This is a genomic window from Streptomyces sp. NPDC048275 (assembly GCF_040652275.1).
GTDB lineage: Bacteria > Actinomycetota > Actinomycetes > Streptomycetales > Streptomycetaceae > Streptomyces.
Genome location: NZ_JBEZLR010000059.1, coordinates 11,412 through 38,156 on the forward strand (window position 1 = coordinate 11,412; position 26,745 = coordinate 38,156).

A 26,745-nucleotide genomic window follows, 5' to 3' on the forward strand; every position below is an offset into this window, starting at 1 on the left:
AGGAGTGACCGTGCTGTCCACACTCGCCCGGGCGTCCACCCGCCGCCCGCTGACCGTCATCCTCTTGTGGGTGCTCTTCCTGCTGCTCGGCTTCGGGCTCGGGACGGGCGTCTTCGCGCGGCTCTCCGACAACGTGCCCGAAGTCCCGGGCACCGAGTCCGAACGGGCCGCGCAGTACCTCGACGACGCCGACCCGACCGGCGACTCCATCACCGCCGTCGTCGAGGGCGTCACCGTCTCCGACCCCGCACTGCGCACCCAGGTCGAGCGGGCCGTGGCGGACGTGCGGAACATCGCCGGTGTCGCCGCGGTCCCGGACCCGTACGCGACCCGCGGCCTCGTCGCCGCGGACGGGCGGGCCCTGCTGGTCTCCGTCACCCTCCAGGGCGGCCTGGACGACGACGTCGAGGAACGGGCGGTAGACGACGCGGCCGCCCGCATCAAGCAGATCGACGCACCCGAAGTCCATGTCAGCGGCGGCCCGTTGCTCGGCACGCAGCTGGGCGAGCGGGCTCAGGAGGACGTCAAGAACGCCGAGTTGATCTCGCTGCCGGTTGTGCTGGCGCTGCTGCTCGTCATCTTCGGCGGACTGCGCGCGGCGGCGCTGCCCCTGCTGGTCGCCGTCAGCGGGATCGCCGGCGCGTTCCTGGCGCTGTTCGTCTTCAGCTCGGTCACCGACATCTCCGTGTACGCGATCCAGGTCACCACGATGCTGGGGCTCGGACTCGCCGTGGACTACGCCCTGTTGCTGCTGGTCCGCTTCCGTGAGGAGCGGCGGTACACCGAGGACGTCGTGGAGGCCGTGCAGCGCACGGTCGCGCAGGCCGGCCGGACCATATTGTTCTCCGGGCTCACCGTGGCCGTCAGCCTGACCGGGCTGCTGGTCTTCCCGAGCGTCTTCCTGCGCAGCATGGGCCTGGCCGTGGCCGCCGTCGTGCTCATCGACATGCTCGCCGCGCTCACGCTGCTCCCCGCGCTGCTGACCCGCTTCGGCGGGAGGATCGCCCCGTCGAAGACCGGGTCGGAGGGCGAGGAGGGCCGCCTCTTCGCCCGCCTGGCCCGCTGCGCGGCGCGCCGACGCATCGCGGTCGTGGCCGTGGTCGTCCCCGTGCTCCTCGTGCTCGCTCTGCCCATCACCGGCATGAAGATCAACATCGGGGGCGCCGAACAGCTGCCGTCGAGCACGGAGGCACGGCAGTTGTACGACAGTGTCGACGCGCACTTCCCGCCGGGCACCGGCGTTTCACCGGTGACCGTGGTCCTGAAGCCGGGCGCCGACGCCGCGACCGCCGACCGCATCCGCGCTCTGTCCCCGACCGCCGAGTCCCGCGACCTGCCGGGCGGCACCACGGTGGTCGAGATCCAGCCGTCCGGCAGCGTCGACGGCAGGGCGGCCACCGACCTGGTCAAGCAGGTGCGGGACCTGCGCGGCGACGAGCCGGTCGAGGTCACCGGCAACGCGGCCCGGCTGGTCGACTTCCGGGACATGCTCTCCGACCGGGCGCCCTGGGCGGCCGTGACCGTCCTGGCCGGCATCTTCGCCCTGCTGTTCGCCTTCACCGGCTCGGTGCTGATCCCGCTGCGCACCATCGCGACCACCCTGCTCAGCCTGGGCGCCGCCCTCGGTGTGGTGGTGTGGGTCTTCCAGGACGGCCATCTGGCCGGACTCCTGGGCTCCCAGGAACTGGGCGCGCTGAGCCTGACCGCGCCGCCGCTGATCATCGCGATCGCGTTCGGACTGGCCATGGACTACGAGCTGTTCATCCTGGCCCGGATGCGCGAGGCCCGACGCCGGTCCGGTGACGACCGGGAGGCCGTGGTGACCGGTCTGCGCCGCTCCGGTCGCGTGGTCACCTGTGCCGCCCTGCTCCTCGCCGTCGTCTTCGGCGCCTTCATGACGGGCGGCTTCTCACCGATCCTGCAGATCGGCCTCGGACTGACCCTGGCCGTCCTGATCGACGCGACCGTCGTCCGGATGCTGCTCGTACCGGCGACGATGGCACTGCTCGGGCGGCGGGCGTGGTGGGCACCGGGGCCGCTGCGGCGGGCCCACGACCGGTTCGGGCTGCACGAGGAGGCGCCGCCGCAGCCGCAGTTGACCAGTACCAGTCACTGAGTCCGCTGGAGAAGGCAGTCCGTCCCCGCCGCACGGCGGGTGACGGACTGGGTCGTGAGGTGGGCACGGAACTGATAGCAGCCCAGGGCCGACGACGTGTTCGACAGGGGATTGACCTTGGCGACGATGATCACCTCGGACGGTGACCGCTCCGTGCCGACGGCCACGGCGACCGGTCGGCCCGGTGCGGGCTGCCCCATCGCGTCCCTGGTCGGCAGCGCGAACGCCCGTCGCGTCTCGCCGTCCGTGAGCCTGCCATCGGTGAGCGCGCCCGCCAGCCGGTGCTCGATCTTCGTAGCGCTCGCTTCGAGTTCGGTGCGTTCGGCCGCTGTCACCGCCGCCTCCCGGGCGCGCTGCAGGCCGTAACAGCCCTCCGTCTTCAGTTCCCTGGCGGTGAGGGTGCGGGGCTTCTCCGTCGCATGGAACTCGTAGCAGGTACTGGTTGCCATGGCGCCGCGTATCCAGACGAGGTAGGTCAGTTGACTCTGTGTCATTTCCCAGTCCTCGACCTTGAGTTCGGTGGTGTGCCAGACCTCGGCCCCCTGGACGGCCGCCAGCCCGCCCCGGGCCAGCAGCGGTCGCAGTTCCGCGACCACGTCCACGGCAACCACCGACGGCTTCCGGTACCGGTACCGGGGCAGATCGAAGCACCTCTCCCCGGGGATCCGCTCGACGGAGACGGATCGCGCGACGATCTCGAAGCGGTAGCAGCCCGTGACGGAAGTGGCGCCGAACAGACCGGGCCCGAGCCCCATGAACTCCGTGGTGACCGTGATGTGCCGCCCGTTTCTGCGGACGTCGGGCGGCATCGCCTGGCCCGTGCTCCGGACGGACCGGGCGATCTCGGAACCGAGCAGCGTGCCGTCCGCCGCCGCCAGGGACAGCCGCTCCTTCGACTCGTCCACGGAGTCCTTCATACGGTCGCGCGCCTGGTCCTCGTAGCGGCCGGGTGCCGTCATGACCCACGCCACCGCACCGCAGACGAGGACCAGGATCGTCACCAGTACGGTCAGACAGCCGTTCAGTACGCATCCCCCGCGTCTCCCCATGTCCGCAGGTTGCCCGACCGGCTCCGCTCGCGACGGTCCCCGTGTCCGACATGTGATCGAACGGGGGCCCGTACGAGACAGGCTGCTCAGCCGGGCGGCGTGGTCATGCTCCGGTCACCCTCCCGGTATTCGGGACAATCACGCATTCAACCCTTCACTCAGGGTGTCCTCACAGGAATCTCAGAAAAGGCTCTCAAATTCAAAGATCCAACCCAGGAAGGCGACGCAAGATGCACCACCAGTGGTGGTCATCCAAGAAAGGCGTGCCGTGAGCGTCCCGATAAGTTCGAACCGGTCCGAGCAGCAGACAGCACACCGGTCCGAGCGCCCGACGTGGTCACGTCGAGGGGTGCTCGCCGCGCTCAGCGCCGTGCCGGCCGTCGGCATCCTGACGGGCTGCAGCGGAACGGCGGACGCCTCGGAGGGGACGAGCGCGCAGGCGACGACGGCAGCCGCGGCCACAAAAGCCAAGGTCAAGAAGCCGACCGTCAGCGTCACCCCCGCCGACGGCACGAAGAAGGCCGCCTTCACGAGCCCGGTCGAGGTCACCGTGAGCGACGGCACGTTCTCGACCGTCGAGGTCACCGGCAACGACGGCTCCACCCTGGCCGGATCCTTCAATGACGCCCGTACGAAATGGACCTCCACCGAGAATCCGTACTCGGGCACCAAATACACGGTCACGGCGAAACCACAGGGGGCAACCGCGCAGACCGCGAGCTTCACCACGAAGCTGCCCGGAGAGACCTTCGTGGGCTATTTCACACCCGAGGCGAATTCGACTTCCGGCGTCGGAATGCCCGTGTCGATCAACTTCACCGATGCCGTCACGGACCGCGCCGCCGTCGAAAAGGCGATCACGGTGTCCGCCGAGCCCGCGGTCGAGGTGGTCGGCCACTGGTTCAGCGACACCCGCCTCGACTTCCGGCCCGAGGAGTACTGGGCCGCGGGTACGAAGATCACGTTGAGCCTGCGGCTGAAGGACGTCGAGGGCGCGGACGGCGTCTACGGGACGCAGTCCAAGGACGTCACCTTCAAGATCGGCCGCCGCCAGATCAGCACGGTCGACCTGGCGAAGGAGACCATGACGATCGAGCGGGACGGCTCGACCCTCGCCACCTACCCGGTGACCGGCGGCGACTCCGACCACACCACCTGGTCCGGGATCATGGTGATCAGCGAGCGGTTGAAGGAGACCCGGATGGAGTCCTCGACCGTCGGGCTCGGCGATGAGTACGACATCGAGGACGTCCCGCACGCCCAGCGCCTGACCACCTCCGGCACCTTCATCCACGGCAACTACTGGGCCTCGACCTCGATATTCGGCAGCAGCAACACCAGTCACGGCTGCATCGGCCTGCACGACACCAAGGGCGCGAACGACAGCTCCGTGGCGGGCTACAGGTTCTACAACAGCTCGATGCTCGGCGACGTGGTGATCGTGAAGAACTCGGGCGAGAAGACCGTCGAGGCATCCAACGGCCTCAACGGGTGGAACCTGTCGTGGGCGAACTGGAAGGCGGGGAGCGCTCTCTAAGGGCTGTCCCGACTCCCCCACTTCATGGCCTGAACTCCCGTACAGGGAACGGAGTTTCTCGGCTTTATCTCTTGACGGTCGGAGTGACAGAGAGCACATTGGCCGCGCAGCTGCGTTGAGAGCGCTCTCACACACCCGCGCACCCCCACTCCGTCCCCGAAGAGGCACTCATGAGTGACACTTCCGGCATATCCGTGAGATCCGGCACACCTGTCAGACGCGGCCCCCTGCGCCGCATGCTCGTCGCCCTGCTCGGCACGCTGAGCCTGGCGGCCGTCACGGCCACGGCTGCCACTCTTCCCGCGAACGCGTCCGCGCCCACCCCCCCGGCCGGCTGGTCCCAGGTCTTCGTCGACGACTTCAACGGGGCAGCCGGATCCGGCGTCTCCACCGCCAACTGGCAGTACGCCACCGGCACCGGCTACCCGGGCGGCCCCGCCAACTGGGGCACGGGCGAGGTCGAGACGATGACCTCCAGCACCAACAACGTCGCGCTGGACGGCAACGGCAACCTGCTGATCACCCCGCGGCGCGACGCCTCCGGCAACTGGACCTCCGGCCGCATCGAGACCAACCGCACCGACTTCCAGCCGCCCGCGGGCGGCAAGCTGCGCGTCGAGTCGCGGATCCAGATGCCGAACGTGACCGGTGCCGCCGCTAAGGGCTACTGGCCCGCCTTCTGGATGCTGGGCGCGCCCTACCGCGGCAACTACCAGAACTGGCCGAGCGTCGGCGAACTGGACATCCTGGAGAACGTCCAGGGCCTCAACACCGAGTGGGCCACGATGCACTGCGGCACCAGCCCGGGCGGCCCCTGCAACGAGACGACCGGCATCGGCGGTTCGACGTCCTGCACCGGCACGACATGCCAGGCCGGCTTCCACACGTACGCGATGGAGTGGGACAAGTCGACCAGCCCCGAGGAGATCCGCTTCTACCTCGACGGCGTCAACTTCCACACGGTCAGGGCGAATCAGGTCGACGCGACGACCTGGGCCAACGCCACCAACCACGGCTTCTTCATCATCCTGAACGTCGCGATGGGCGGCGGCTTCCCGGCCGCGTACGGCGGCGGCCCGGACGGCGGCACGGTTCCCGGCCACCCGCTGGTGGTCGACTACGTCCAGGTGCTGCAGGCCGGTGGGAGCGGTACCACGCCACCTCCGACCGGCAACCGTGACGCCTACAGCGCCATCCAGGCCGAGTCGCACGACAGCCAGTCCGGCACCATCACGGAGACCACCACGGACACCGGCGGCGGCCAGAACATCGGTTCGCTCGCAGGCGGCGACTGGGCGCTGTACCGGGGGGTCAACTTCGGCTCCTCTGCGGCCACGCAGTTCGTCGGCCGGGTCGCGAGCGGCGCCGCGAGCGGGGTCAGCGGACTCGTCGAGGTGCGCCTGGACAGCCGTACGAGCACGCCCGTCGGCAGCTTCTCGCTCGCCAACACCGGTGGCTGGCAGAGCTGGCGGACGATCCCGGCGAACATCACCGGCGTCACCGGCACCCACGACGTCTATCTGACCTTCACCAGCGGCCAGTCGGCCGACTTCGTGAACGTCAACTGGTTCAACTTCGGCCACTGACCCGAGAGCTCGTCTGCAAGAAGTGAAGGGGCGGGCCCATCGGCCCGCCCCTAAGACCTGTCCGGTCGATCACGGCGGAGACGCGGGGTGGCAGTGACACCAGCCGCTCCGCGGCGGGCGCACATCTGCGGCGTTGTCGTCGGTTGCCGACTCCCCCACTCTCGGCTTCGCTCGAGCGGGGGGACCCCCATCGCGTCGACGCCCTCCTCCGCCTTGCAGCTGCACGCACCACACCCCGCTCACCGGCATCGGACAGGCACCGCTGCTTTCCTCCACCGTGATCGACCGGACAGGTCCTTGTCGTCAGCGCAGTTCCGCCCGGAACGCCACCGGAGTCGTCCCGGTGTGCTGATGGAAGAACTTGGAGAAGTTGGCGGAATCCGGGAAGCCCACGGCCGCGCCGATGCGGCCTATGGGCATCTCCGTGTGGGCCAGCAGCCGCTTGGCCTCCAGGGTCACCCGTTTGTCGATGAAGCCCTTCGGGGTCTCGCCGGTGGCGGCGCGCACGGCGCGCACCAGGGTGCGGCGCGAGTAACCGAGGGCGTCGGCGTACGCGCTGACGCTGTGGTTGGTGGCGAAGCTCTTCTCGACCGCGTCCCGGAAGCGGGTGAAGGTGGTGTCGGTCTGTTCACGGGCCACCTCTGCGGAGCTCACCGCGAGGTGGGCCAGGCGCAGCAGGAACGCCGTCAGGGAGTGCCGCAGTACCGAGGTGTGCAGGCTCAGCGGCAGCGTGGTGGTGTCGACGTACTCACGGTTCAGCTGGGCGAGCGAGTGCTCCAGGGCGGCCAGCTGGGCGGCGTCGGGGTGCAGCAGGGGCGGCAGGTCGTAACGGTAGAGGCCGGTGGCCTCGACGGTGGCGCGGGGCAGGAAGCCGGGCTGCATGACCAGGACGGTTCCGCGGTACTCGCTCGCCCGGGAGAAGCGGTGCACCTGCCCCGGGCGGATCCACAGCAGGTCCCCGGCCTTCACCTCGTACTCGGCGAAGTCCACCATGTGCGTCACGGGACCGCCGCTGAAGAGCATCACGACGTGGAAGTCGATGCGGTGCACCCGGTCGAGCTGCACCTCCTGCGGCGAGTAGCGGCCGGCGCCCAGCGCGCCGACCTGCATTCCGACACCGCCGACACTCAGGTCGACCGGGAAGGGAAAAGTTCTGATCCCGTCGCCGTCTTGGGTGGCTCTGTCCGCCATGTCTGTCTCGTGCCGCCTCGGTCCGTCTGCCGCTGTCCCACTTTCACCGAAGCCTGACACAGCCGCACCTTCCCCTCCAAAAGTCTGACTTTTAAGTTTGAACGCGCTCCACCAGCGATTCCCCATCTCGTGAGGACTTCTTGAAGATGAGTACGCAGAGCTCCGACGGCTTCGCATGGACCGATCTCGACCGGCGAGCCGTCGACACGGCCCGCATCCTGGCCGCCGATGCCGTACAGAAGGTCGGAAACGGCCACCCGGGCACCGCGATGAGCCTGGCCCCGGCCGCGTACACGATCTTTCAGAAGGTGATGCGACATGACCCCGCCGACCCGGAGTGGACCGGCCGCGACCGCTTCGTCCTCTCTCCCGGCCACACCTCGCTGACCCTTTACACCCAGCTCTTCCTCTCCGGTTACGAGCTCGAGCTGGACGACCTCAAGGCCTTCCGCACGCACGGCTCGAAGACGCCGGGTCACCCCGAGTACGGGCACACCGCGGGTGTCGAGACCACCACCGGTCCGCTCGGCCAGGGTGTCGCCAACGCCGTCGGCATGGCGATGGCCGCCCGCTACGAGCGCGGCCTCTTCGACCCCGAGGCCCCCGAGGGCGAGTCCCCCTTCGACCACACCATCTGGGCGATCGTCTCGGACGGCGACCTGGAGGAGGGCATCTCCGCCGAGGCCTCGTCCCTCGCCGGCCACCAGAGGCTCGGCAACCTGGTCTTCGTCTACGACGACAACCACATCTCCATCGAGGGCGACACCGCGACGGCCTTCTCCGAGGACGTGCTGAAGCGCTACGAGGCGTACGGCTGGCACGTTCAGCGGATCGAGCCCTCCGCCGACGGTGACATCGACGTCCACGCGCTGCACACGGCGCTCAAGGCGGCGCAGGCCGAGACCGAGCGCCCCTCCATCATCGCGATGCGCACGATCATCGCCTGGCCCGCGCCGAACGCGCAGAACACCGAGGCCTCGCACGGCTCGGCGCTCGGCGCCGAGGAGATCGCGGCCACCAAGCGGCTCCTGGGCTTCGACCCGGAGCAGACCTTCGAGGTCGCGGACGAGGTCCTCGCACACGCCCGCCAGGCGCTGGACCGTGGCGCCGAGGCGCACGCCGCCTGGGACAAGAAGATCGCCGAGTGGCGGACGGCCGCCCCCGAGCGCGCCAAGCTCTTCGACCGGATCGTGGCCGGTCAGCTCCCCGAGGGCTGGGAGGACCAGCTCCCCGTCTTCGAGGCGGGCACCTCCGTCGCGACCCGCGCCGCGTCCGGCAAGGTCCTCCAGGCGCTCGGCGGTGTGATCCCCGAGCTGTGGGGCGGCTCCGCCGACCTCGCCGGCTCGAACAACACGACCATCGACAAGACCTCCTCCTTCCTCCCGAAGGGCAACCCGCTGCCGGAGGCCGACCCGTACGGCCGTACCGTCCACTTCGGTATCCGTGAGCACTCGATGGCCGCCGAGATGAATGGCATCGCGCTGCACGGCAACACCCGCATCTACGGCGGCACGTTCCTGGTCTTCTCCGACTACATGCGCAACGCGGTCCGGCTGTCCGCGCTGATGCAGCTCCCGGTGACGTACGTCTGGACCCACGACTCCATCGGTCTCGGCGAGGACGGCCCCACCCACCAGCCGGTCGAACACCTCGCCTCGCTGCGCGCCATCCCCGGACTGAACATCGTCCGTCCGGCCGACGCCAACGAGACCTCCATCGCCTGGGCCGAGATCCTCAAGCGGCACGCCACGAACCCGGCCCCGCACGGCCTGGCGCTGACGCGTCAGGGTGTGCCGACGTACGAGGCCAACTCCGAGGCGGCCAAGGGTGGTTACGTCCTGCGCGACGCGTCCACCGGCACGCCCGACGTCGTCCTCGTCGCCACCGGCTCCGAGGTGCACCTCGCCGTCGAGGCGCGCGAGCTGCTGGAGGCCGAGGGGGTCGGCACCCGGGTGGTGTCGATGCCGTCCGTCGAGTGGTTCGAGGAGCAGTCCCCGGAGTACCGGGCGAGCGTGCTTCCGCCGTCCGTGAAGGCCCGCGTGGCGGTCGAGGCGGGCATCGGCCTGACCTGGTACCGCTACGTCGGTGACCACGGACGCATTGTCTCGCTGGAGCACTTCGGTGCTTCCGCCGACGCCAAGACCCTGTTCGCCGAGTTCGGCTTCACCGCCGAGAACGTCGCCGCCGCCGCGCGGGAATCCCTCGCCGCCGCCCGCGGTTGATCCGATCGCACTTAAGGAAGATGATCACTGTGACCGAAGCAACCGCGACCGCGGGAAACCTCAAGCGCCTCTCCGACGAAGGCGTCTCCATCTGGCTGGACGACCTGTCGCGCAAGCGCATCGCCTCGGGCAACCTGGCCGAACTCATCGAGACCAAGCACGTGGTGGGCGTCACCACCAACCCCTCCATCTTCCAGGCCGCCATCGGCTCCGGTGAGGGGTACGAGGAGCAGCTGGCCGACCTCGCCGTGCGCGGCGTGACGGTCGACGAGGCCGTCCGCATGATGACCACGGCCGATGTCCGCGCCGCCGCCGACATCCTGCGCTCGGTGTACGACGCGACCGGCGGCCGTGACGGCCGGGTCTCCATCGAGGTCGACCCCCGGCTGGCCCACGAGACCGCGGCGACCGTCGCCGAGGCCAAGCAGCTCGCCTGGCTGGTCGACCGCCCGAACGTGATGATCAAGATCCCGGCGACGAAGGCCGGTCTCCCGGCGATCACCGAGGTCATCGGCCTCGGCATCAGCGTCAACGTCACGCTGATCTTCTCGCTGGAGCGCTACCGCGACGTCATGGACGCCTACCTGGCGGGCCTGGAGAAGGCGCAGGCCGCGGGCATCGACCTGGCCGGCATCCACTCCGTCGCCTCCTTCTTCGTCTCCCGCGTCGACAGCGAGATCGACAAGCGGCTGACGAAGGTCGGCACCGACGAGGCGCTCGCCCTCAAGGGCAAGGCCGCGCTCGCCAACGCGCGGCTCGCCTATGAGGCGTACGAAGAGGTGTTCGCCTCCGCCCGCTGGACCGCGCTCGCCCCGGCCGGCGCCCACAAGCAGCGCCCGCTGTGGGCCTCGACCGGCGTCAAGGACCCCGCGTACAAGGACACCCTGTACGTCGACGAGCTGGTCGCGCCGGGCACGGTCAACACCATGCCGGAGGCGACCCTCAACGCCACCGCCGACCACGGGGACATCCACGGCGACGCGGTGACCGGCGGCTACGCCCAGGCCCGCGCCGACCTGGCGGCCGTCGAGGGGCTCGGGATCTCGTACGACGAGGTCGTCAAGCAGCTGGAGGACGAGGGCGTCTCGAAGTTCGAGGCGGCCTGGGAAGACCTGCTCGACGCGGTGGCGACCTCGCTGAGCGGCAAGGGAGTCAAGGGAGCTGAAGGGGAATGAGCAAGCGTGAGTCACTTTCCGACAGCGCCCCGCAGGATGCGGCCGCCGCGCCGGAGGGATCCGGTGACCCGGCCGTGGAACCGGCTGAGGTGAAGGCCGGGGCGAAGGGCAAGGCGAAGGCCGACGCGGACGCCGCCGCTGCGTCCCTCGACTGGTCGAACCCGCTGCGCGACCCCCGCGACCGCCGTCTCCCCCTGATCGCGGGCCCCTCGGGTCTCGTCATCTTCGGCGTCACCGGCGACCTGTCCCGCAAGAAGCTGATGCCGGCCGTGTACGACCTCGCCAACCGGGGTCTGCTGCCGCCGGGCTTCTCGCTCCTCGGCTTCGCCCGCCGCGAGTGGGAGGACCAGGACTTCGCACAGGTCGTCCACGACTCGGTGCGCGAGCACGCCCGTACGGAGTTCCGCGAGGAGGTCTGGCAGCAGCTCGCCGAGGGCATGCGGTTCATCCCGGGCGACTTCGACGACGACGCGGCGTTCAAGCAACTGCGCACGGCCGTCGACGAGCTGGACTCCTCGCGGGGCACCAGCGGCAACTACGCCTTCTATCTCTCCGTACCGCCGAAGTTCTTCCCGAAGGTCGTCCAGCAGCTCAAGAAGCACGGGCTGGCGGACGCTCCGGAGGGTTCCTGGCGGCGCGCGGTGATCGAGAAGCCGTTCGGCCACGACCTGGCCAGCGCCCGCGAGCTCAACAAGATCGTGCACGAGGTGTTCGACCCGGACCAGGTGTTCCGCATCGACCACTACCTCGGCAAGGAGACCGTCCAGAACATCCTGGCGCTGCGCTTCGCCAACCAGATGTACGAGCCCATCTGGAACCGGTCATATGTCGACCACGTCCAGATCACGATGGCCGAGGACATCGGCATCGGCGGCCGGGCGGGCTACTACGACGGCATCGGCTCGGCGCGGGATGTGATCCAAAACCACCTCCTGCAGCTCATGGCGCTCACCGCCATGGAGGAGCCCATCGCCTTCGACGCCGACTCGCTGCTCACCGAGAAGCTCAAGGTCCTCAAGTCCGTGAAGTTGCCGGAGAAGCTGGGCGAGCACACCGTGCGCGGCCAGTACGCGGCGAGCTGGCAGGGCGGCGAGCAGGTGCGCGGCTATCTCCAGGAGGACGGCATCGACCCCAGGTCGACGACCGACACCTACGCGGCCGTCAAGCTGGAGGTCGACAACCGCCGCTGGGCAGGCGTGCCCTTCTATCTCCGGACCGGCAAGCGCCTCGGCCGGAGGGTGACGGAGATCGCGGTGGTCTTCCAGCGCGCCCCGCACTCCCCGTTCGACTCGACCGCCACGGAGGAGCTCGGCCAGAACGCGATCGTCATCCGCGTCCAGCCCGACGAGGGCATGACGGTGCGCTTCGGATCGAAGGTGCCGGGTACGTCGATGGAGATCCGGGACGTCACGATGGATTTCGCCTACGGCGAGTCGTTCACCGAGTCCAGCCCTGAGGCGTACGAACGGCTGATCCTGGATGTCCTGCTCGGCGACGCCAATCTCTTCCCCCGTCACCAAGAGGTGGAAGAGTCCTGGAAGATCCTCGACCCGATCGAGGGCTACTGGGAGACCCACGGCAAGCCCGCGCAGTATTCCTCGGGCAGCTGGGGTCCGAAGGAAGCCGACGAGATGCTCGCACGAGACGGACGGAGCTGGCGCAGGCCATGAAGATCGACCTGACCGACACCACGGCAAGCAAGATCAACAAGGCGCTCGTGCAGGGGCGCCGTGCCATCGGCACTCCCGCCGTGGGCATGGTCCTGACGATGGTCATCGTCACCGACGAGGAGAACGCCTACGACTCGATCAGGGCGGCGGAGGAGGCCTCGCGCGAGCACCCCTCGCGCACCCTGGTCGTCATCAAGCGGCACGCCCGGACCCCGCGCGACCGCACCAACTCGCGCCTCGACGCGGATGTCCGCGTGGGCGCCGACGCCGGCGCCGGTGAGACGGTCATCCTGCGGACCTACGGCGCGGTGTCCGACCACGCCGACTCGGTGGTCCTGCCGCTGCTGCTGCCCGACGCGCCCGTCGTCGTCTGGTGGCCGGTGGACGCCCCCGACGTGCCCGCCAAGGACCCGCTGGGCGCCCTCGCGCAGCGCCGCATCACCGACATGTACGCCGTCGAGGCCCCGCTCGCCGCGCTGGAGGCCCGTGCCGCCTCGTACGCGCCGGGCGACACCGACCTGGCCTGGACCCGGCTGACGCCGTGGCGCTCGATGCTGGCCGCCGCGCTCGACCAGGCCCGTACGAAGGTGATCTCGGCCGCTGTCGAGAGCGAGGCCGACAACCCGAGCGCCGAACTGCTGGCCCGCTGGCTCGGCACCCGGCTCGAGGTGCCGGTCGAGCGCGTCGTCACCGCCGGTCCGGTGGTCACGGCGGTACGGCTCGGCACGGAGAACGGCGAGATCGTGATCGACCGCCCCGAGGGCCCGCTGGCCACGCTGTCCCTGCCCGGACAGCCCTCGCGCACCCTCGCGCTGAAGGTGCGCACCACCTCCGAGCTGATCGCCGAGGAACTGCGCCGCCTCGACGCGGACGACATGTACGCCATCGCCCTGCGAGGCGAGGGCACCAAGGAGACCCCCCGTCATGTCTGACACCCCCAAGCTCACGCGGCGCCCGGAGTGGGTGGCCCTGGAGGACCACCGCGCCGACGGGCTGCTCCACCCGCAGCTGCGTGAGCTGTTCGCCACCGACCCCGCACGCGCGGAGCGTTACGTCGTGCGGGTCGGTGACCTGCGCATCGACTACTCCAAGCACCTGATCACGGACGAGACCCTCGCCCTGCTCCAGGAACTGGCCACCGCCACCGACGTGTTCGGCCTGCGGGACGCCATGTTCCGCGGTGAGCGGATCAACGTCACCGAGGACCGCGCGGTGCTGCACACCGCGCTGCGCGCCCGCCGTGACGCGGTGATCGAGGTCGACGGCGAGAACGTCGTCCCCGGTGTGCACGCCGTGCTCGACAAGATGGCCGACTTCGCCGAGCGGGTCCGCTCGGGCGAGTGGACCGGCCACACGGGTCGGCGGATCCGCAATGTCGTCAACATCGGCATCGGCGGCTCCGACCTCGGTCCGGCGATGGCCTACGAGGCGCTGCGCGCCTTCACCGACCGTTCGCTGACCGTGCGGTTCGTGTCGAACGTGGACGGCGCCGACCTGCACGAGGCCGTGCGGGACCTGGACCCGGCGGAGACGCTGTTCATCATCGCCTCCAAGACGTTCACCACCATCGAGACGATCACCAACGCCACCTCGGCGCGCGCCTGGCTGCTGGCCGGGCTGGACGACGACCAGAAGGCCGTGGCCAAGCACTTCGTGGCGCTGTCGACCAACGCCGGGAAGGTCTCCGACTTCGGCATCGACACGGCCAACATGTTCGGGTTCTGGGACTGGGTCGGCGGACGCTACTCCTTCGACTCGGCGATCGGGCTGTCCCTGATGATCGCCATCGGTCCGGACCGGTTCCGGGAGCTGCTCGACGGGTTCAGGACCGTCGACGAGCACTTCCGCACCGCCCCCGCCGAGGCCAACGCACCTTTGCTGCTGGGCCTGTTGGGTGTCTGGTACGGCAATTTCTTCGGCGCCCAGTCGCACGCGGTGCTGCCGTACTCGCACTACCTGTCCAAGTTCACCGCGTACTTGCAGCAGCTGGACATGGAGTCCAACGGCAAGTCCGTGGACCGCGAGGGCCGTCCGGTGGAGTGGCAGACCGGTCCGGTGGTGTGGGGCACGCCCGGCACCAACGGGCAGCACGCCTACTACCAACTCATCCACCAGGGCACCAAGTTGATCCCGGCGGACTTCATCGGCTTCGCCAACCCGGTCGACGAGCTGGAGCCCGAACTCGCCGCCCAGCACGACCTGCTGATGGCGAATTTCTTCGCGCAGACGCAGGCGCTGGCCTTCGGCAAGACGCCGGACGAGGTACGGGCTGAGGGGGTGCCCGAGGAACTGGTGCCGCACAAGACGTTCAAGGGCAACCACCCGACGACCACGATCCTCGCGCGCGAACTGACCCCCTCGGTCCTCGGCCAGCTCATCGCCCTCTACGAACACAAGGTGTTCGTCCAGGGCGCGATCTGGAACATCGACTCCTTCGACCAGTGGGGCGTCGAGCTGGGCAAGGTCCTCGCCAAGCGGGTGGAGCCCGCGCTCACCGAAGGCACCGACGTCCCCGGCCTCGACCCCTCCACCGCCGCCCTCGTGGCCGCCTACCGCACGCTCAAGAACGCACCGGAAGAAGTGAACTGACATGACTGCCATGCAGCTTGGCCTCATCGGCCTCGGCAAGATGGGCGGCAACATGCGCGAGCGGATCCGCCGCGCGGGCCACACCGTCATCGGCTACGACCGCAACCCGGACCTCGCCGACGTGTCGAGCCTCACCGACCTCGTGGGAAGCCTCGAAGGCCCCCGCGTGGTCTGGGTGATGGTCCCGGCCGGTGCCCCCACCCAGTCCGTCATCGACGAACTCGGCGGCCTCCTCTCCCCCGGCGACACCGTCGTCGACGGCGGCAACTCCCGCTGGACCGACGACGAGCAGCACGCGGAGGAGCTCGCCGCCAAGGGCATCGGCTTCGTCGACGCGGGCGTCTCCGGCGGCGTCTGGGGTCTGCAGAACGGCTACGCGCTGATGGTCGGCGGCGACGCCGAGCACGTCGCGAAGGTCCAGCCGATCTTCGACGCGCTCAAGCCCGAGGGTGAATCCGGCTTCGTGCACGCCGGCAGGGTCGGCGCCGGCCACTTCTCCAAGATGGTCCACAACGGCATCGAGTACGCCATGATGCAGGCCTACGCCGAGGGCTGGGAGCTCCTGGAGAAGGTCGACTCCGTCACGGACGTGCGCGAGGTCTTCCGCTCCTGGCAGGAGGGCACGGTCATCCGCTCCTGGCTGCTCGACCTCGCCGTCAACGCCCTGGACGACGACGAGCACCTGAACAAGCTGCGCGGCTACGCGGACGACTCGGGCGAGGGCCGCTGGACCGTCGAGGCGGCCATCGACAACTCCGTCCCACTGCCCGCCATCACGGCCTCCCTCTTCGCCCGATTCGCCTCCCGCCAGGACGACTCGCCGCAGATGAAGATGATCGCCGCGCTGCGCAACCAGTTCGGCGGCCACGCCGTCGAGTCCGCGGAGTAACGACCATGGGCGACCTCCTGCTGGTCCGCCACGGCGAGACCGAGTGGAGTGCGTCGGGCCGGCACACCAGCTGGACCGACCTGCCGCTCACCCAGCACGGCGAGGAACAGGCGAAGTCCCTCGCCCCGCTGCTCGCCGGCCGGACCTTCGCCCTCGCGCTCACCAGCCCGCTGGACCGCGCGGTGCGCACGGCGGAACTCGCCGGTCTGTACGGGGCCGTACCCGATCCCGATCTGCACGAGTGGGGATACGGCGCGTACGAAGGCGTCACGACCGTCGAGATACATCGCACCCGGCCCGACTGGTACCTGTGGAACGACGGGGTGGCGCCCGGTCCGGCGGAGCACCCCGGCGAGTCGCCGGCCGAGGTGGGACAGCGCGCCGACCGCGTGCTGTCCCGCGTGGCGGCGGCGCTCGAGGGCGGCGATGTGATCCTCGTGGCGCACGCCCACTTCCTGCGGGTGCTCACCGCCCGCCGGCTGGGGCTGCCCGCCGCGGACGGACGGCTGTTCCAGCTCGCGACGGGGACGGTCAGCCGGCTCTCCACGGAGCACGGCCGTCCTGTGATCGCCGAGTGGAACGCCGCCGGAACTTCCGCGGTGCTGTAGAAACCGAGGAGATTCCGGCCCGCCCTCCGGGGCGGGCCGGGCCTTCCCCAACGTAGGGGGCCGGCCTTCTCGGTCGGCCCCGGTTCACCCGCCGCGCGACGCCTCGTGGATCCGGGACCGTCAGCCGGCGGGTCATACGCTCCGATCGTGTCAGCGCCCCGGGCGGCGGCCCACCGCGTGCTGCGCGGCGAGGCGGACCGGGGCGTTCTGGGCGCCGTAGCCGCGGTAGCCGCCGTCGCGCTGGACGAGTTCGAAGAAGACGCGGCCGACGGTCTCCGTGTAGCAGTGGCGAAACTCGCCGTCCGCGTCACGGTCGTAGAGGATGCCGAGCTCGCGGTACGTCTCCAGCTCGCCGTCAGCGAACTCGTACCGTGCGGCCAGGTCGTCGTAGTAGTTCGCGGGCATCGGCAGCAGACGGCCGCCGGCGTCACGGAAGTGGCGGGCCGCGGTGACCACGTCGTCCGTGGCGAAGGCGATGTGCTGGGCGCGGGCGTCCTCGTCGGTGGGTGCGGGTCCGACCCCGAGGGCGATGCGGACGCTGCCGTCGGCGTTGGTGACCGCGCGGCTGCGGTGCAGGCCGTACGGGTCGGCGACATCGACGCTGTCCTGCCCGCTCAGCCCGAGCACACCGCTGTGGAAGAGGGCCGCCTCGTCGAACTGGTGCCAGGGCTGGGTGAGGGCCAGGTGGTCGACGCGGTGCACGCGCGATACGCCGCCGCGGTGCTCGACGGCCTCGAAGTCCTCTGTCCAGCTGGGCAGTTCGGGGTGTTCCGTGGCGCAGAAGAAGAGTTCGACGCCGTCGGGCGCGGCCACCGCGTCCAGCAACGCGTCCTCGGGGGCGCGGCGGCGCGGCAGGACCGGCGCGAGCAGTGATTCGGCGCGCCGGGCCGCGGCGGCCGGATCCGGGGACTCCAGGCCGACGGCCGCGAGCGAGGTGCCGTCGCGCCGGGCGGCCGGTCCCGTGTTGACCAGGACGCGGGCCTCGCCCTGCTGCCAGAGGTCCACCGGTTTGCTGCGGTGCTTGGCCCTGCGGGTGAAGCCGAGGGCGCCGAGGAGCGCGGTGACGGGTTCGACGTCGGGGGTGACGAGTTCGGCGAAGGCGACGCCGGTGGGCACCACGGGCGCGGGCAGTGCGGCGATTCCGGTTGCTTCTTGCAGTACGAGCAGAGAGCGCCGCGCGTCCACGGCGGTCGGGCCCGCTTCGGCCTGCCGGAAGACGTCGTTGAAGACCTCCAGGGAGAGCGGTCCCCGGTATCCGGCGCGCAGGACGTGTCCGAGCAGCCCGGCGATGTCGAACCCGCCCTGGCCGGGGAAGCAGCGGTAGTGGCGGCTCCACTGCAGGACGTCCATCGCCATCAGCGGGGCGTCGGCCAGTTGCAGGAAGAAGATCTTCTCGCCGGGGATGTCCTCGATGCCCTTGGGGTCACTGCCGCGGGCGAGGATGTGGAAGCTGTCCAGGCAGGTGCCGAGGGAGGGATGGTCCGCGGCCTCGACGATGCTCCAGGCGTGGTCGTACGTACTCACATGGCGTCCCCACGCGAGTGCCTCGTAGGCGACGCGGATGCCGAAGTCCTGTGCCAGGTCGGCCAGTTGGCTCAGTTGTCCGGCGGCGAGCGCGTCGTCGTTCACGGCGAGTGGCGAGACACTGGAGCACACCAGGACGGTGTCGGCGCCCAGCCGTCGCATGAGGTCGAACTTGTGCCGCGCCCGGCGCAGATTGCGGGCGAACTCGTCCTCGGGCACGGCCTCGATGTCGCGCATCGGCTGGTACAGGTCGATGCTCAGACCGAGGTCGGCGGTGCGGGCCCGGATCTCCTCGGGCGTGAGGGGGCACGCGAGCAGGTCGTTCTCGAAGATCTCGACGCCGTCGAAGCCCGCCCGGGCCGCGGCCGTGAGCTTCTCGGTCAGTGATCCACTGAGCGAGACGGTGGCGATGGACGTACGCACGTTGATGCTCCTTCGGTGTCGCTTTTGAATGCCCTGGTCGGTACGGGCCCCGTGAGGGGCGCGGGGAACTGCGATCAGCTCCCACGCACCCGCGCCCGCCGCACAACCCCGCTCACCCCACCCATGAGTCGCCCTCAGCTCCGGGCCCCCGCCACACCCGCCAACTCGGCGATGTCCGCAAGCATCCGCGCACTGTCGGGTTCCCGCCCGGTGAACAGCCGGAAGGCATCCACGGCCTGGAAGACCGCCATGCCCCCACCGTCGAGAGTGGCGCAGCCGATCGCACGGGCGGTGCGCAGCAGCTCGGTCTCCAGCGGACGGTAGACGACCTCGGCGACCCACAGACCGGGGTGCAGCAGCTCGGCCGGGAACGGCAGGCCGGGGTGGGCGGCCATGCCGGTCGGCGTGGCGTGCACGACGCCGTCGGCGTGCGCGAGGAGTGCCCCGAGTGTGTCCGGCGTCGCGGCGGTCGCGCGATCCGCGCCGAAGTGGCGGTTCAGCGCGGCGGCGAGATCCGCGGCCCGGTCGGCCATCGCGTCGACAACGGTGACATGGCCGGCGCCCAGCGTCAGCACCGCGTGCGCGACGGCCGCGCCCGCGCCACCCGCGCCCAGCTGCACGACCCGCTCCAGGGGGACGTCGGGCAGACCGCGCGCGAAGGACGCCGCGAACCCGGTGACGTCCGTGTTGTGTCCGACCGCGCGACCGCCCTCGAAGACGACGGTGTTGACCGCGCCGAGCGCCTCGGCCTGCGGGGCGAGCTCATCGAGGTGGCCGATGACCAGCTGCTTGCAGGGATGCGTGATGTTCAGCCCGTCGAAGCCGAGGTCGCGTGCGGCACGGACGAGATCGCCCACCGCCTCCGGTCCGACGCCGAGGGTGTCGAGGTCCAGCAGCCGGTACAGATAGCGCAGACCCTGTCGGTCCGCCTCCCGCTCGTGCAGCGCGGGGCTGAGCGAGGGGCCGATGCCGGAACCGATGAGGCCGACGAGATAAGAGTTCTGGGGCACGGCGGGACTCCTCGGCTCACTAATGTACGAACTAGTACGTTAGCTATATCAGCATCGTGGACCCACGGGAAGAGCCGTCCTGGAACTCGTGATCCGGCCCCCGGAGCCTGCTTCTACAATCACCGGCACTGTCCCCTCGCCCGAAGGAACCCGATGACCAGCGTCGAAGAACCCACACGGCCGGGCGGACGCGTCCGTGACGCCGCGCGCACCAAGGCCGAGATTCTCGACGTGGCCACCCAGGAGTTCGCGCGCGCCGGTTACATGGGCGCCCGGGTCGACGAGATCGCCGCCCGCACCCGCACCACGAAGCGGATGATCTATTACTACTTCGGCGGCAAGGAACAGCTGTTCACGACCGTTCTGGAGCGCGCGTACTCCGAGATCCGGCAGGCCGAACAGGAGCTGGACGTCGAACATCTCGACCCGGTCGCGGCCATCCGCCGGCTCGCCGAGCTGACCTTCGACCACCACGAGGCGCACCCCGACTTCATCCGGCTGGTCAGCATCGAGAACATCCACGAGGCCGAGCACATCGCCGGGTCCGAGGAGCTGGGCAGGATCGGCTCACCCGCACTGGACGTGATCCGCCGCATCCTGGAGACCGGGCGGAAATCGGGCCTGTTCACGGCCGACGTCGACGCCGTGGACCTGCACGCGATGATCAGCTCGTTCTGTTTCTTCCGGGTCTCCAACCGGCACACCTTCGGCGCCCTCTTCGGCCGTGACCTGGTCGACCCCGACCGGCGGGAACACTACCGGACCATGCTCGGCGACATGGTCATCGCCTATCTCACGGCGGACCGCGCGACGGACTGAGAACCCGCGGGGCGCACCGGGAAACCGCGGGCCGGACGGGGGCCCGCCCCCGGCCCGCGTACCCGATCCCGGGAAGATCCTTTGGCACGACCTCTTGACACCCGGGAAACGTCAGCGCAACATCCGTAGCCATCCGCTACTAACTACCCAGTGGGTTAATTAGCCGGACGATGCGCAACCGCCGAGGCGGACGCGTCACCCGGCAACGGCCGACCCGCCACCCCAGGGCCCCGGCACCTCTCCCCCTCCGCCACTCCCCTCCCCGGAGTTCCCCAGAAGGAGCACGCCGTGTCTGTCCCCGCCGCCCCGCTCGACGCGCCACCCGGCCAGCCCAAGAAAGCCGCCATGGCCGCCTGGATCGGCAGCGCTCTGGAGTACTACGACTTCTTCATCTACGGCAGCGCGGCCGCCCTGATCTTCCCGAAGGTCTTCTTCGACGACTCGGACCCGGCCACCGCGACCCTGCTCTCGCTGGCCACGTTCGGTGTCGCGTACGCGGCCCGCCCGATCGGCGCGCTGTTCCTCGGTCACTACGGCGACCGGCTCGGCCGCAAGAAGATCATGGTCTTCACGCTGATGCTGATGGGCCTCTCGACGTTCCTCATCGGCTGTCTGCCCACCCGGGACCAGGTCGGCGGCCTCGCCCCCGTCCTGCTGGTCCTGTGCCGCGTCCTGCAAGGCATCTCCGCGGCCGGCGAGCAGGCCAGCGCCAACTCCATGACGCTGGAACACGCGCCACCCAACCGGCGCGGCTTCTTCACCAGCTTCACCCTCAGCGGCACCCAGGGCGGCCAGCTCCTCGCGACCCTGGTCTTCCTCCCGATCGCCGCGCTGCCCGAGGACCAGCTGCTCTCCTGGGGCTGGCGCGTGCCGTTCTGGCTGAGCGTCGCGGTCGCCGTCGTCGGCTATGTGATCCGCCGCACGCTGCAGGAGACCCCGGCCTTCACCCAGCAGGCCGCGAGCGAGGGCGTCCCCGCGCTGCCGCTCGCCGTGCTGATGCGCCATCACTGGGCGGACGTCCTGCGGGTCATCGCGGGCGCCCTGATCGCCTCGGTCAGCACGATCTTCACGGTATGGGCTCTGTCGTACGGCACGAGTGACTCGGTCGGCCTGTCCCGTACCCAGATGCTGTGGGTGGGCGCGCTCGCCAACATCGTCGCCCTCGGCGCGATCCCGGCCTGGGCCACGCTCTCCGACCGCATCGGCCGCCGCCCGGTCTATCTGATCGGCGCCGCGGGCAGCGCCGTCCTGATGTTCGCCTACCTGTGGGCCGTCTCCACGGGCTCGTACCCTCTCGTCCTCCTCTTCGGCATCCTCGCCTTCGGTGTGGTCTACAGCGCCGCGAACGGTGTCTGGCCGTCCTTCTACGGCGAGATGTTCTCCACCCGCGTCCGGCTCTCCGGCATGGCGATCGGCACGCAGATCGGCTTCGCCGTCGCCGGGTTCGCGGTCACCTTCGCGGCACAGATCGCGGGCCCGGACGGCGACAACTGGTCGATGGTGGCGCTGTTCACCGCGGCGCTGTGCATCCCGCCGGTGCTCGCCGTACTCACCGCCCGTGAGACGCACAAGGTGCCGACCGAGCAGCTGGGCGAGCGGGGCACGCAGAACGCCGCACAGCGTGAGACGGTCACCGCCTGATCCTCCCGCTCCCCCCGGGAAACCCAGGTCCCCGACAGCACAGGGCTGTCGGGGACCTGGCTGTTCTCCGGAGGCGTACCGAGGCACGGTTGACAGCTGACGTTTCCAGCAAGAACATCGGCCGGAACAAGCAGAAAAGAACAGCGCAGTTACACAGAGCCACTCCGCGCACCCCGGCCGGGTTCAGGGGCGGCCGGTGTGCGCGGAGCCCCCGTTGACTATCGTTGCCCGATCACAGCAGTGGATCCCGGCCGTGAGCTGGGCCGACGGGCGCGAGGGCGGGGTACGGGCGTGGCGCGGGACGAGTGGATACGGGTGCCGGTCGGGGACGACGCGGCCCGCTGGGCCACCCGGGGACACTGCCGTCGCGTTCTGCTGGTCGTGCACAACGTCACCGCCGCGACGCGACTCCTCGATGTGCTCCCGCTGTTCGACGACGACTTCCGGGTACAAGTGCTGGTGACGTGCACCGGATCGTCGGCGTTCCGATCCGGTGTCGCCGAGCTGCTCGCCGACGTCGATGTACCTGTGCTGCCTTGGGAGCAGGCGGTCGCGACCCCGGTGTCCCTCGTGATCTCGGCGAGCTTCGGCGGCCAACTCCAGGAATTCGCTGGCAAGTTGACCGTATTGTCCCATGGTGTCGGCTACACTAAAACGCTGGCGATACCGGATACCGGATACCGGATACCGGATACCGGACGCCGGGGGCCAGTTCCTGTGTTCGGGATGTCTCCCGAGTGGCTCCTGGACGAGGACGGGAAGCCCATCGCCGACGCGCTGGTGCTGTCGCATCCGGAGCAGTACGAGCGTCTGCGCATCGCCTGTCCCGAGGCGGCGCCGACGGCCGTACTCGCCGGAGACCCGTGCTTCGACCGCATACTGGCAGCCCGTCCGTACCGCGACCGCTACCGCCGTGCCCTCGGCGTGCGAACCGGACAACGGCTGATCCTCCTCAACTCCACCTGGAACCCGGAGTCGCTCTTCGGCGACGGCGGCGGCGATGACGTACTCCCGTCCCTGCTCCCGCGACTGACCGCGGAGTTCCCGGCGGACGAGTACCGGCTCGCGGCCGTGCTGCATCCCAACATCTGGCACGGCCACGGCCCGGGCCAGATCCGCGCCTGGCTGGACCGGGCGCGCCGGGCGGGGCTGACGCTGATCGACCCGCTGGAGGGCTGGCGCCAGGCCCTGATCGCGGCGGACGCGGTGATCGGTGACCACGGCTCGGTCACTTACTACGCCGCCGCGCTCGGCACCCCCGTACTTCTCGGAGCGGCACCACTGTCGGGTCTCGACCCCGCCGCACCCGTCTCCGACTTCGTGCGGGAAGCGCCACGGCTCGCGCCCGGGGCCCCTCTGCTCCCCCAGTTGGAGTCACTGCTCGCCACCCACCGGCCGCTGCCGGGACCCGCCGGGTTCACCAGCTCCGTGCCCGGCGAGTCGGCGGCCCGGCTGCGCCGTCTCTTCTACGACATCATCGGCATCCCCGAGCCGGATGTGCCCGCACTTCTCGAACCGCTCCCACTGCCGCCGTACGAACCCCCGTCCCGCACCGCACCGTTGCGTGTCCTGACGCGACTTCTCGGCTCGGGCGAGGTCTCGGTGGTGCGGCACACCGACCCGTGCCCCGAGCCGGAGGGCCCGGGCCAGGCACACACGGCGGTGCACGAGGACACCCGCGATCCGTCCCCACTCGTCCTGGCGGACGTCGTGTTCAGGTACGCCGAGGCCACCGACCCGCGCTTCGGCTCACCGGCGCTGTGGACGTCGGAGGTGCTGGCCCGTTTCCCGGAGTGCGCGCTCGCCGCCTATGTCACCGGTCCCGGCAGCTGCATCGTCCGCACCCGCGCCGAAGGCCTTTTCCACCTCACCGCCGAGTCGACCGCGGACGCCGATCCAGCCGCGTACGCCTCCGCGGTGTACGCCTGGCTCGCTGCGGGCAAGTCGCTCGATGAGCTGGTCGGTCCGGGCCTGGCGATGCGCACCGGTCCGACGCTCCACCGCGTCCTGATCACCCCTGGGGGCCACCGGAGTTGAGGCAGCGCTCGCGCAACGTCCGCAGAGCCGCGAGCTGATACGCGGCCTGTTCCGGTGCGAGGGCCGCGATCGCCTCGTCGACGAGCGACAGCGCGGTCGTGAACTCGCCGCCGGACAGGTGGGTTTCGGCAAGGTCGGTGAGCGTGCGTGCCGTGTTGTACGCCTCCCCGCTCTCCCGGAAGAACCTCAACGCCCGCTCCAGTCGTTCCAGCGCCTCGGCCCGGCGGTCGAGATTGCGCAGGGCGCGACCGCGGTGGCGCTCCAACAGGGCGCGGGCACGCGGCAGATCGCGGGCTCCCTCGCCGTCGGGGCCGATGCCGTCGAGGATGCCGGACGCCTCCTCGAAGCAGTCGTACGCCTCCTGCCAGCGCCACTGCCTCAGGCGCAGCAGGCCGAGGAACTCGACGGCGGAGGCGTGTCCGCGTACATGTCCGGCCGCACGCTCGTCCCGGGCGGCTGCGAGCGCCTCCGGTTCGGCCTCCTCCCAGCGGCGCAACTCGGTGAGCGTGTGGGTCAGTTGGGCGTGCAGCGCGCCGGCCGAGCGGGTTCCCGGGACGTGGGCGTCGGCAGTGCGCGCACCGGTCCGCAGGGCGGGCAGGAGGATGTCGTGGTGGCCCGCTTTGAGCTGGAGCGGCCACAGCGCCTGACAGAGCCGCAGGACGGTGTCCCGGTCGCCGAACTCCTCGGCGGCGTGCACGGCCTGGACGAGGTTGCGTGCTTCGGTGGCGAGCGCGGACACCGCCTCACCCCGGTCCGTGAAGGAGACCGGTGTAGCGCCGGAGGGGACGCGCCAGCTCTCCGGGAGGGCCGCCTGCGCGGCGCCGACAGCCAGGTGCAGATAGCCCTCGACGGTCCGGGACACCGCGGCCGAGCAGCCGGCGATGCCGTCGGTGGCGGCCGCGGCGGCTTCTGCGTGTGCGCGGACGACGGGCCGGTAGTGGTAGCGCCCCGCGCCCGTGCGTTCCAGCAGGAGCGCGTCGGCGAGCTCCTCCAGGATCCGATCCGCCTCGCCCGGCTCGATGTCCGCCGCGCGTGCGGCGGTCGCGGCGTCGAAGGCGGGCCAGTCGTAGAGGCCGGTCAACCGGTAGACGCGGGCCGCGTCGGGGGCCAGCAGCCGGTAGGAGTCCTCGGCCGCCGCGCGCACCGGGTCGCTGTCGGGCACGGGCGAACTCTCCGCGGAGGGTGCGGCGAGACGGGGCGCGGCGGCCCGCAGGGCGTACGGCGAGCCGCCGCAACGGTCCAGTACGGCGGGCAGCGCGGCCTTGGCCGCGGTGATCGCGGGCTTGCCTACGAGGTGGGTGAGCAGGTGGACCGCGTCCCGCTTGGCCAGCGGGCCGACCTGGACCGGCAGGGCGTCCACGCCGGTGAACGGGCGCCGGGTGACGACGACCGTGAACACCCCGGGCGCGGAGGCCAGCAGGGGCAGGATCTGCGCGGCGGACTGGGCGTGGTCGAGGACGAGCAGCAGCCGCCGGTCGGCCACGTGCCGCCGGAAGCGGTCGGCGCGGTCCGAGGTGGCGGGCGGTATCTCCTCGTCAGGGATGCCGAGTTGGCGCAGCAGCGAGCTGAGGACAGCTCCGGGGTCACGCGCGCCGGGGCCGCGCAGGTCTGCGTAGAGCTGCCCGTCCGGGAAGCGGTCCGCCTGGCGCCAGCCCCAGTGCACGGCCAGGGTGCTGGTGCCCATGCCTTCCCGCCCGTGCAGGAGGGCCACCCGAGGGCTGCCGTCGAAGGTCCGCGAGACCTCCTTGTCGAGGCTCTTCAAAGCGTCCTGACGGTCGGTGAAAAACCGTACGGACGCGGGAAGGCGGGGCCGCTCCGGTCGTGAACCGGCTCCGGGAAGCGACACCCCTCGGGCGAACAGGGTCCAGGTGTGGGCGAGTTGCGGGTCGTCGTGCAGTCGCTCGTGCACCAGCCGCGCGACGGAAGCCGTCTGCTCCGCGGTCGTCGGCGCGGCGACCTCCCGCCCCGCGATCCGGCGCACCAGTCCTCCGGTGGACTCCCAGGCCCACTTGCCCGCTTCGTTGGCCATTCCCGATCCCACGGCGCCGAGTACCGCCGTGATGGCCCCCAACGAGATGGGATCCAGCATGCCCCCGCACTCCCCGCTTCCGACGCCGCGGCGGTGCCTCCGGGTGACACCGTCCGAGATCAACAGTAGTTGCGACAACGCGAGGTGAGGGGCCGTCCTCGACTTTCGGAGCCGGATCAGCGTTCGCGCGCGATGCCGTAGGCGCGCTCCACATGAAGCCGTAGCACCAGCCGGTGGTCGCGGACCATCGCCGCCCGGTAGTCGTCCCAGTCGGGATGCTCCCCCAGGACGTCCCGGTAGAGGCGGATGAGCTCCTCGACGGTCTCGTCCTGGGGATCCGCGGCGACGGATGTGAGGTCGGCCGTGCCCTCGGCGACCGTGTACGCCCACCGGTCCTCGCTGGTCACGTGGTAGGAGGCCCGCGGGTCCCGGCGCAGATTGCGGGTCTTGGCCCGGTCGTCGGTGAGCGAGACCCGGATGATCCGCTCGTCGGGGTAGTAGGCGTGGCTGACGTTCGACAGCTGGGGCCGTCCGTCCTTCTTGAGGGTGACCAGCACCCCGCCCTTGTACTCGGAGAGCAGCGTGAGCAGTGCGTCCTGCGTCGCGTCCTGAGTCATGTCTTCATCAACC

The 26,745-nt window shown here is 70.3% G+C and carries 19 protein-coding genes; 13 read left to right on the forward strand and 6 right to left on the reverse strand.

The window, feature by feature from the left end; genetic code table 11:
- Positions 1 to 10: 10 nt before the first annotated feature.
- A complete protein-coding gene (locus AB0D57_RS29415; protein WP_362079450.1) occupies positions 11 to 2,116 on the forward strand; it encodes an MMPL family transporter in 2,106 nt (701 codons plus the stop codon).
- Here the strand turns inward: AB0D57_RS29415 and AB0D57_RS29420 are convergent.
- Positions 2,110 to 3,165, reverse strand: a complete 1,056-nt coding sequence (locus AB0D57_RS29420; RefSeq protein ID WP_362079453.1) for a hypothetical protein — start codon at positions 3,163 to 3,165, stop codon at positions 2,110 to 2,112. The genes AB0D57_RS29415 and AB0D57_RS29420 overlap by 7 nt on opposite strands.
- A 349-nt stretch (positions 3,166 to 3,514) precedes the next feature.
- Here AB0D57_RS29420 and AB0D57_RS29425 point away from each other — a divergent pair, with 349 nt between their 5' ends.
- Together AB0D57_RS29425 and AB0D57_RS29430 are read left to right on the forward strand one after the other, a co-directional pair.
- Positions 3,515 to 4,702: an Ig-like domain-containing protein gene (locus AB0D57_RS29425; protein WP_362079560.1), complete on the forward strand. Its 1,188-nt coding sequence runs from the start codon at positions 3,515 to 3,517 to the stop codon at positions 4,700 to 4,702.
- A 170-nt stretch (positions 4,703 to 4,872) separates the two neighbouring features.
- Positions 4,873 to 6,288, forward strand: coding sequence for a glycoside hydrolase family 16 protein (locus AB0D57_RS29430; protein WP_362079456.1), 1,416 nt, complete (start codon positions 4,873 to 4,875; stop codon positions 6,286 to 6,288).
- Between the two features lie 303 nt (positions 6,289 to 6,591).
- Here the strand turns inward: AB0D57_RS29430 and AB0D57_RS29435 are convergent, their stop codons facing one another.
- Positions 6,592 to 7,479: an AraC family transcriptional regulator gene (locus AB0D57_RS29435; RefSeq protein WP_362079459.1), complete on the reverse strand. Its 888-nt coding sequence runs from the start codon at positions 7,477 to 7,479 to the stop codon at positions 6,592 to 6,594.
- Positions 7,480 to 7,625: 146 nt separating this feature from the next.
- Between AB0D57_RS29435 and tkt the strand changes: the two genes are divergently transcribed.
- Genes tkt through AB0D57_RS29470 form a run of 7 tightly spaced genes read left to right on the forward strand, consistent with a single transcriptional unit; the run spans position 7,626 to position 16,632 of the window.
- On the forward strand, positions 7,626 to 9,701 hold the full coding sequence (gene tkt / locus AB0D57_RS29440; protein ID WP_362079462.1) for a transketolase: 2,076 nt from the start codon (positions 7,626 to 7,628) through the stop codon (positions 9,699 to 9,701).
- Positions 9,702 to 9,721: 20 nt separating this feature from the next.
- A complete protein-coding gene (gene tal, locus AB0D57_RS29445; RefSeq protein ID WP_362079465.1) occupies positions 9,722 to 10,876 on the forward strand; it encodes a transaldolase in 1,155 nt (384 codons plus the stop codon).
- Positions 10,873 to 12,546 (forward strand): glucose-6-phosphate dehydrogenase, encoded by a 1,674-nt coding sequence (gene zwf, locus AB0D57_RS29450; RefSeq protein WP_362079470.1) that lies wholly within the window; start codon positions 10,873 to 10,875, stop codon positions 12,544 to 12,546. Before tal ends, zwf begins: the two co-directional genes overlap by 4 nt.
- Positions 12,543 to 13,478, forward strand: a complete 936-nt coding sequence (gene opcA, locus AB0D57_RS29455) for a glucose-6-phosphate dehydrogenase assembly protein OpcA (protein WP_362079473.1) — start codon at positions 12,543 to 12,545, stop codon at positions 13,476 to 13,478. The genes zwf and opcA overlap by 4 nt, the downstream gene beginning before the upstream one ends.
- Entirely contained in the window at positions 13,471 to 15,135 is a 1,665-nt protein-coding gene (pgi, locus tag AB0D57_RS29460; protein ID WP_362079476.1) for a glucose-6-phosphate isomerase, read from the forward strand. Before opcA ends, pgi begins: the two co-directional genes overlap by 8 nt.
- 10 nt (positions 15,136 to 15,145) lie before the next feature.
- A complete protein-coding gene (gene gnd / locus AB0D57_RS29465; RefSeq protein ID WP_362079563.1) occupies positions 15,146 to 16,024 on the forward strand; it encodes a phosphogluconate dehydrogenase (NAD(+)-dependent, decarboxylating) in 879 nt (292 codons plus the stop codon).
- A 5-nt stretch (positions 16,025 to 16,029) separates the two neighbouring features.
- Positions 16,030 to 16,632: a histidine phosphatase family protein gene (locus AB0D57_RS29470; RefSeq protein ID WP_362079479.1), complete on the forward strand. Its 603-nt coding sequence runs from the start codon at positions 16,030 to 16,032 to the stop codon at positions 16,630 to 16,632.
- A gap of 150 nt (positions 16,633 to 16,782) precedes the next feature.
- Here the strand turns inward: AB0D57_RS29470 and AB0D57_RS29475 are convergent, their stop codons facing one another.
- Together AB0D57_RS29475 and AB0D57_RS29480 are read right to left on the reverse strand one after the other, a co-directional pair.
- Entirely contained in the window at positions 16,783 to 18,579 is a 1,797-nt protein-coding gene (locus tag AB0D57_RS29475; RefSeq protein ID WP_362079482.1) for a TIM barrel protein, read from the reverse strand.
- 134 nt (positions 18,580 to 18,713) lie between these two features.
- Positions 18,714 to 19,589 carry a shikimate dehydrogenase gene (locus tag AB0D57_RS29480; protein ID WP_362079484.1) on the reverse strand — a complete coding sequence of 292 codons (876 nt, stop codon included), beginning with the start codon at positions 19,587 to 19,589 and terminating at the stop codon, positions 18,714 to 18,716.
- Between the two features lie 153 nt (positions 19,590 to 19,742).
- On the opposite strand from AB0D57_RS29480, the gene AB0D57_RS29485 reads away from it, so the two are divergent.
- From AB0D57_RS29485 to AB0D57_RS29495, 3 genes are all read left to right on the forward strand, one after another.
- A complete protein-coding gene (locus AB0D57_RS29485) occupies positions 19,743 to 20,408 on the forward strand; it encodes a TetR/AcrR family transcriptional regulator (protein ID WP_362079487.1) in 666 nt (221 codons plus the stop codon).
- Between the two features lie 288 nt (positions 20,409 to 20,696).
- Complete coding sequence (locus tag AB0D57_RS29490; RefSeq protein WP_362079490.1) at positions 20,697 to 22,049, forward strand: MFS transporter; 1,353 nt, start codon at positions 20,697 to 20,699, stop codon at positions 22,047 to 22,049.
- Between the two features lie 291 nt (positions 22,050 to 22,340).
- Complete coding sequence (locus tag AB0D57_RS29495; protein ID WP_362079566.1) at positions 22,341 to 24,086, forward strand: hypothetical protein; 1,746 nt, start codon at positions 22,341 to 22,343, stop codon at positions 24,084 to 24,086.
- Here AB0D57_RS29495 and AB0D57_RS29500 read toward each other — a convergent pair.
- Together AB0D57_RS29500 and AB0D57_RS29505 are read right to left on the reverse strand one after the other, a co-directional pair.
- Entirely contained in the window at positions 24,061 to 26,175 is a 2,115-nt protein-coding gene (locus AB0D57_RS29500; RefSeq protein ID WP_362079493.1) for a tetratricopeptide repeat protein, read from the reverse strand. The genes AB0D57_RS29495 and AB0D57_RS29500 overlap by 26 nt on opposite strands.
- Positions 26,176 to 26,291: 116 nt before the next feature.
- Positions 26,292 to 26,732: a PPOX class F420-dependent oxidoreductase gene (locus AB0D57_RS29505; RefSeq protein ID WP_362079496.1), complete on the reverse strand. Its 441-nt coding sequence runs from the start codon at positions 26,730 to 26,732 to the stop codon at positions 26,292 to 26,294.
- Positions 26,733 to 26,745 lie beyond the last annotated feature (13 nt).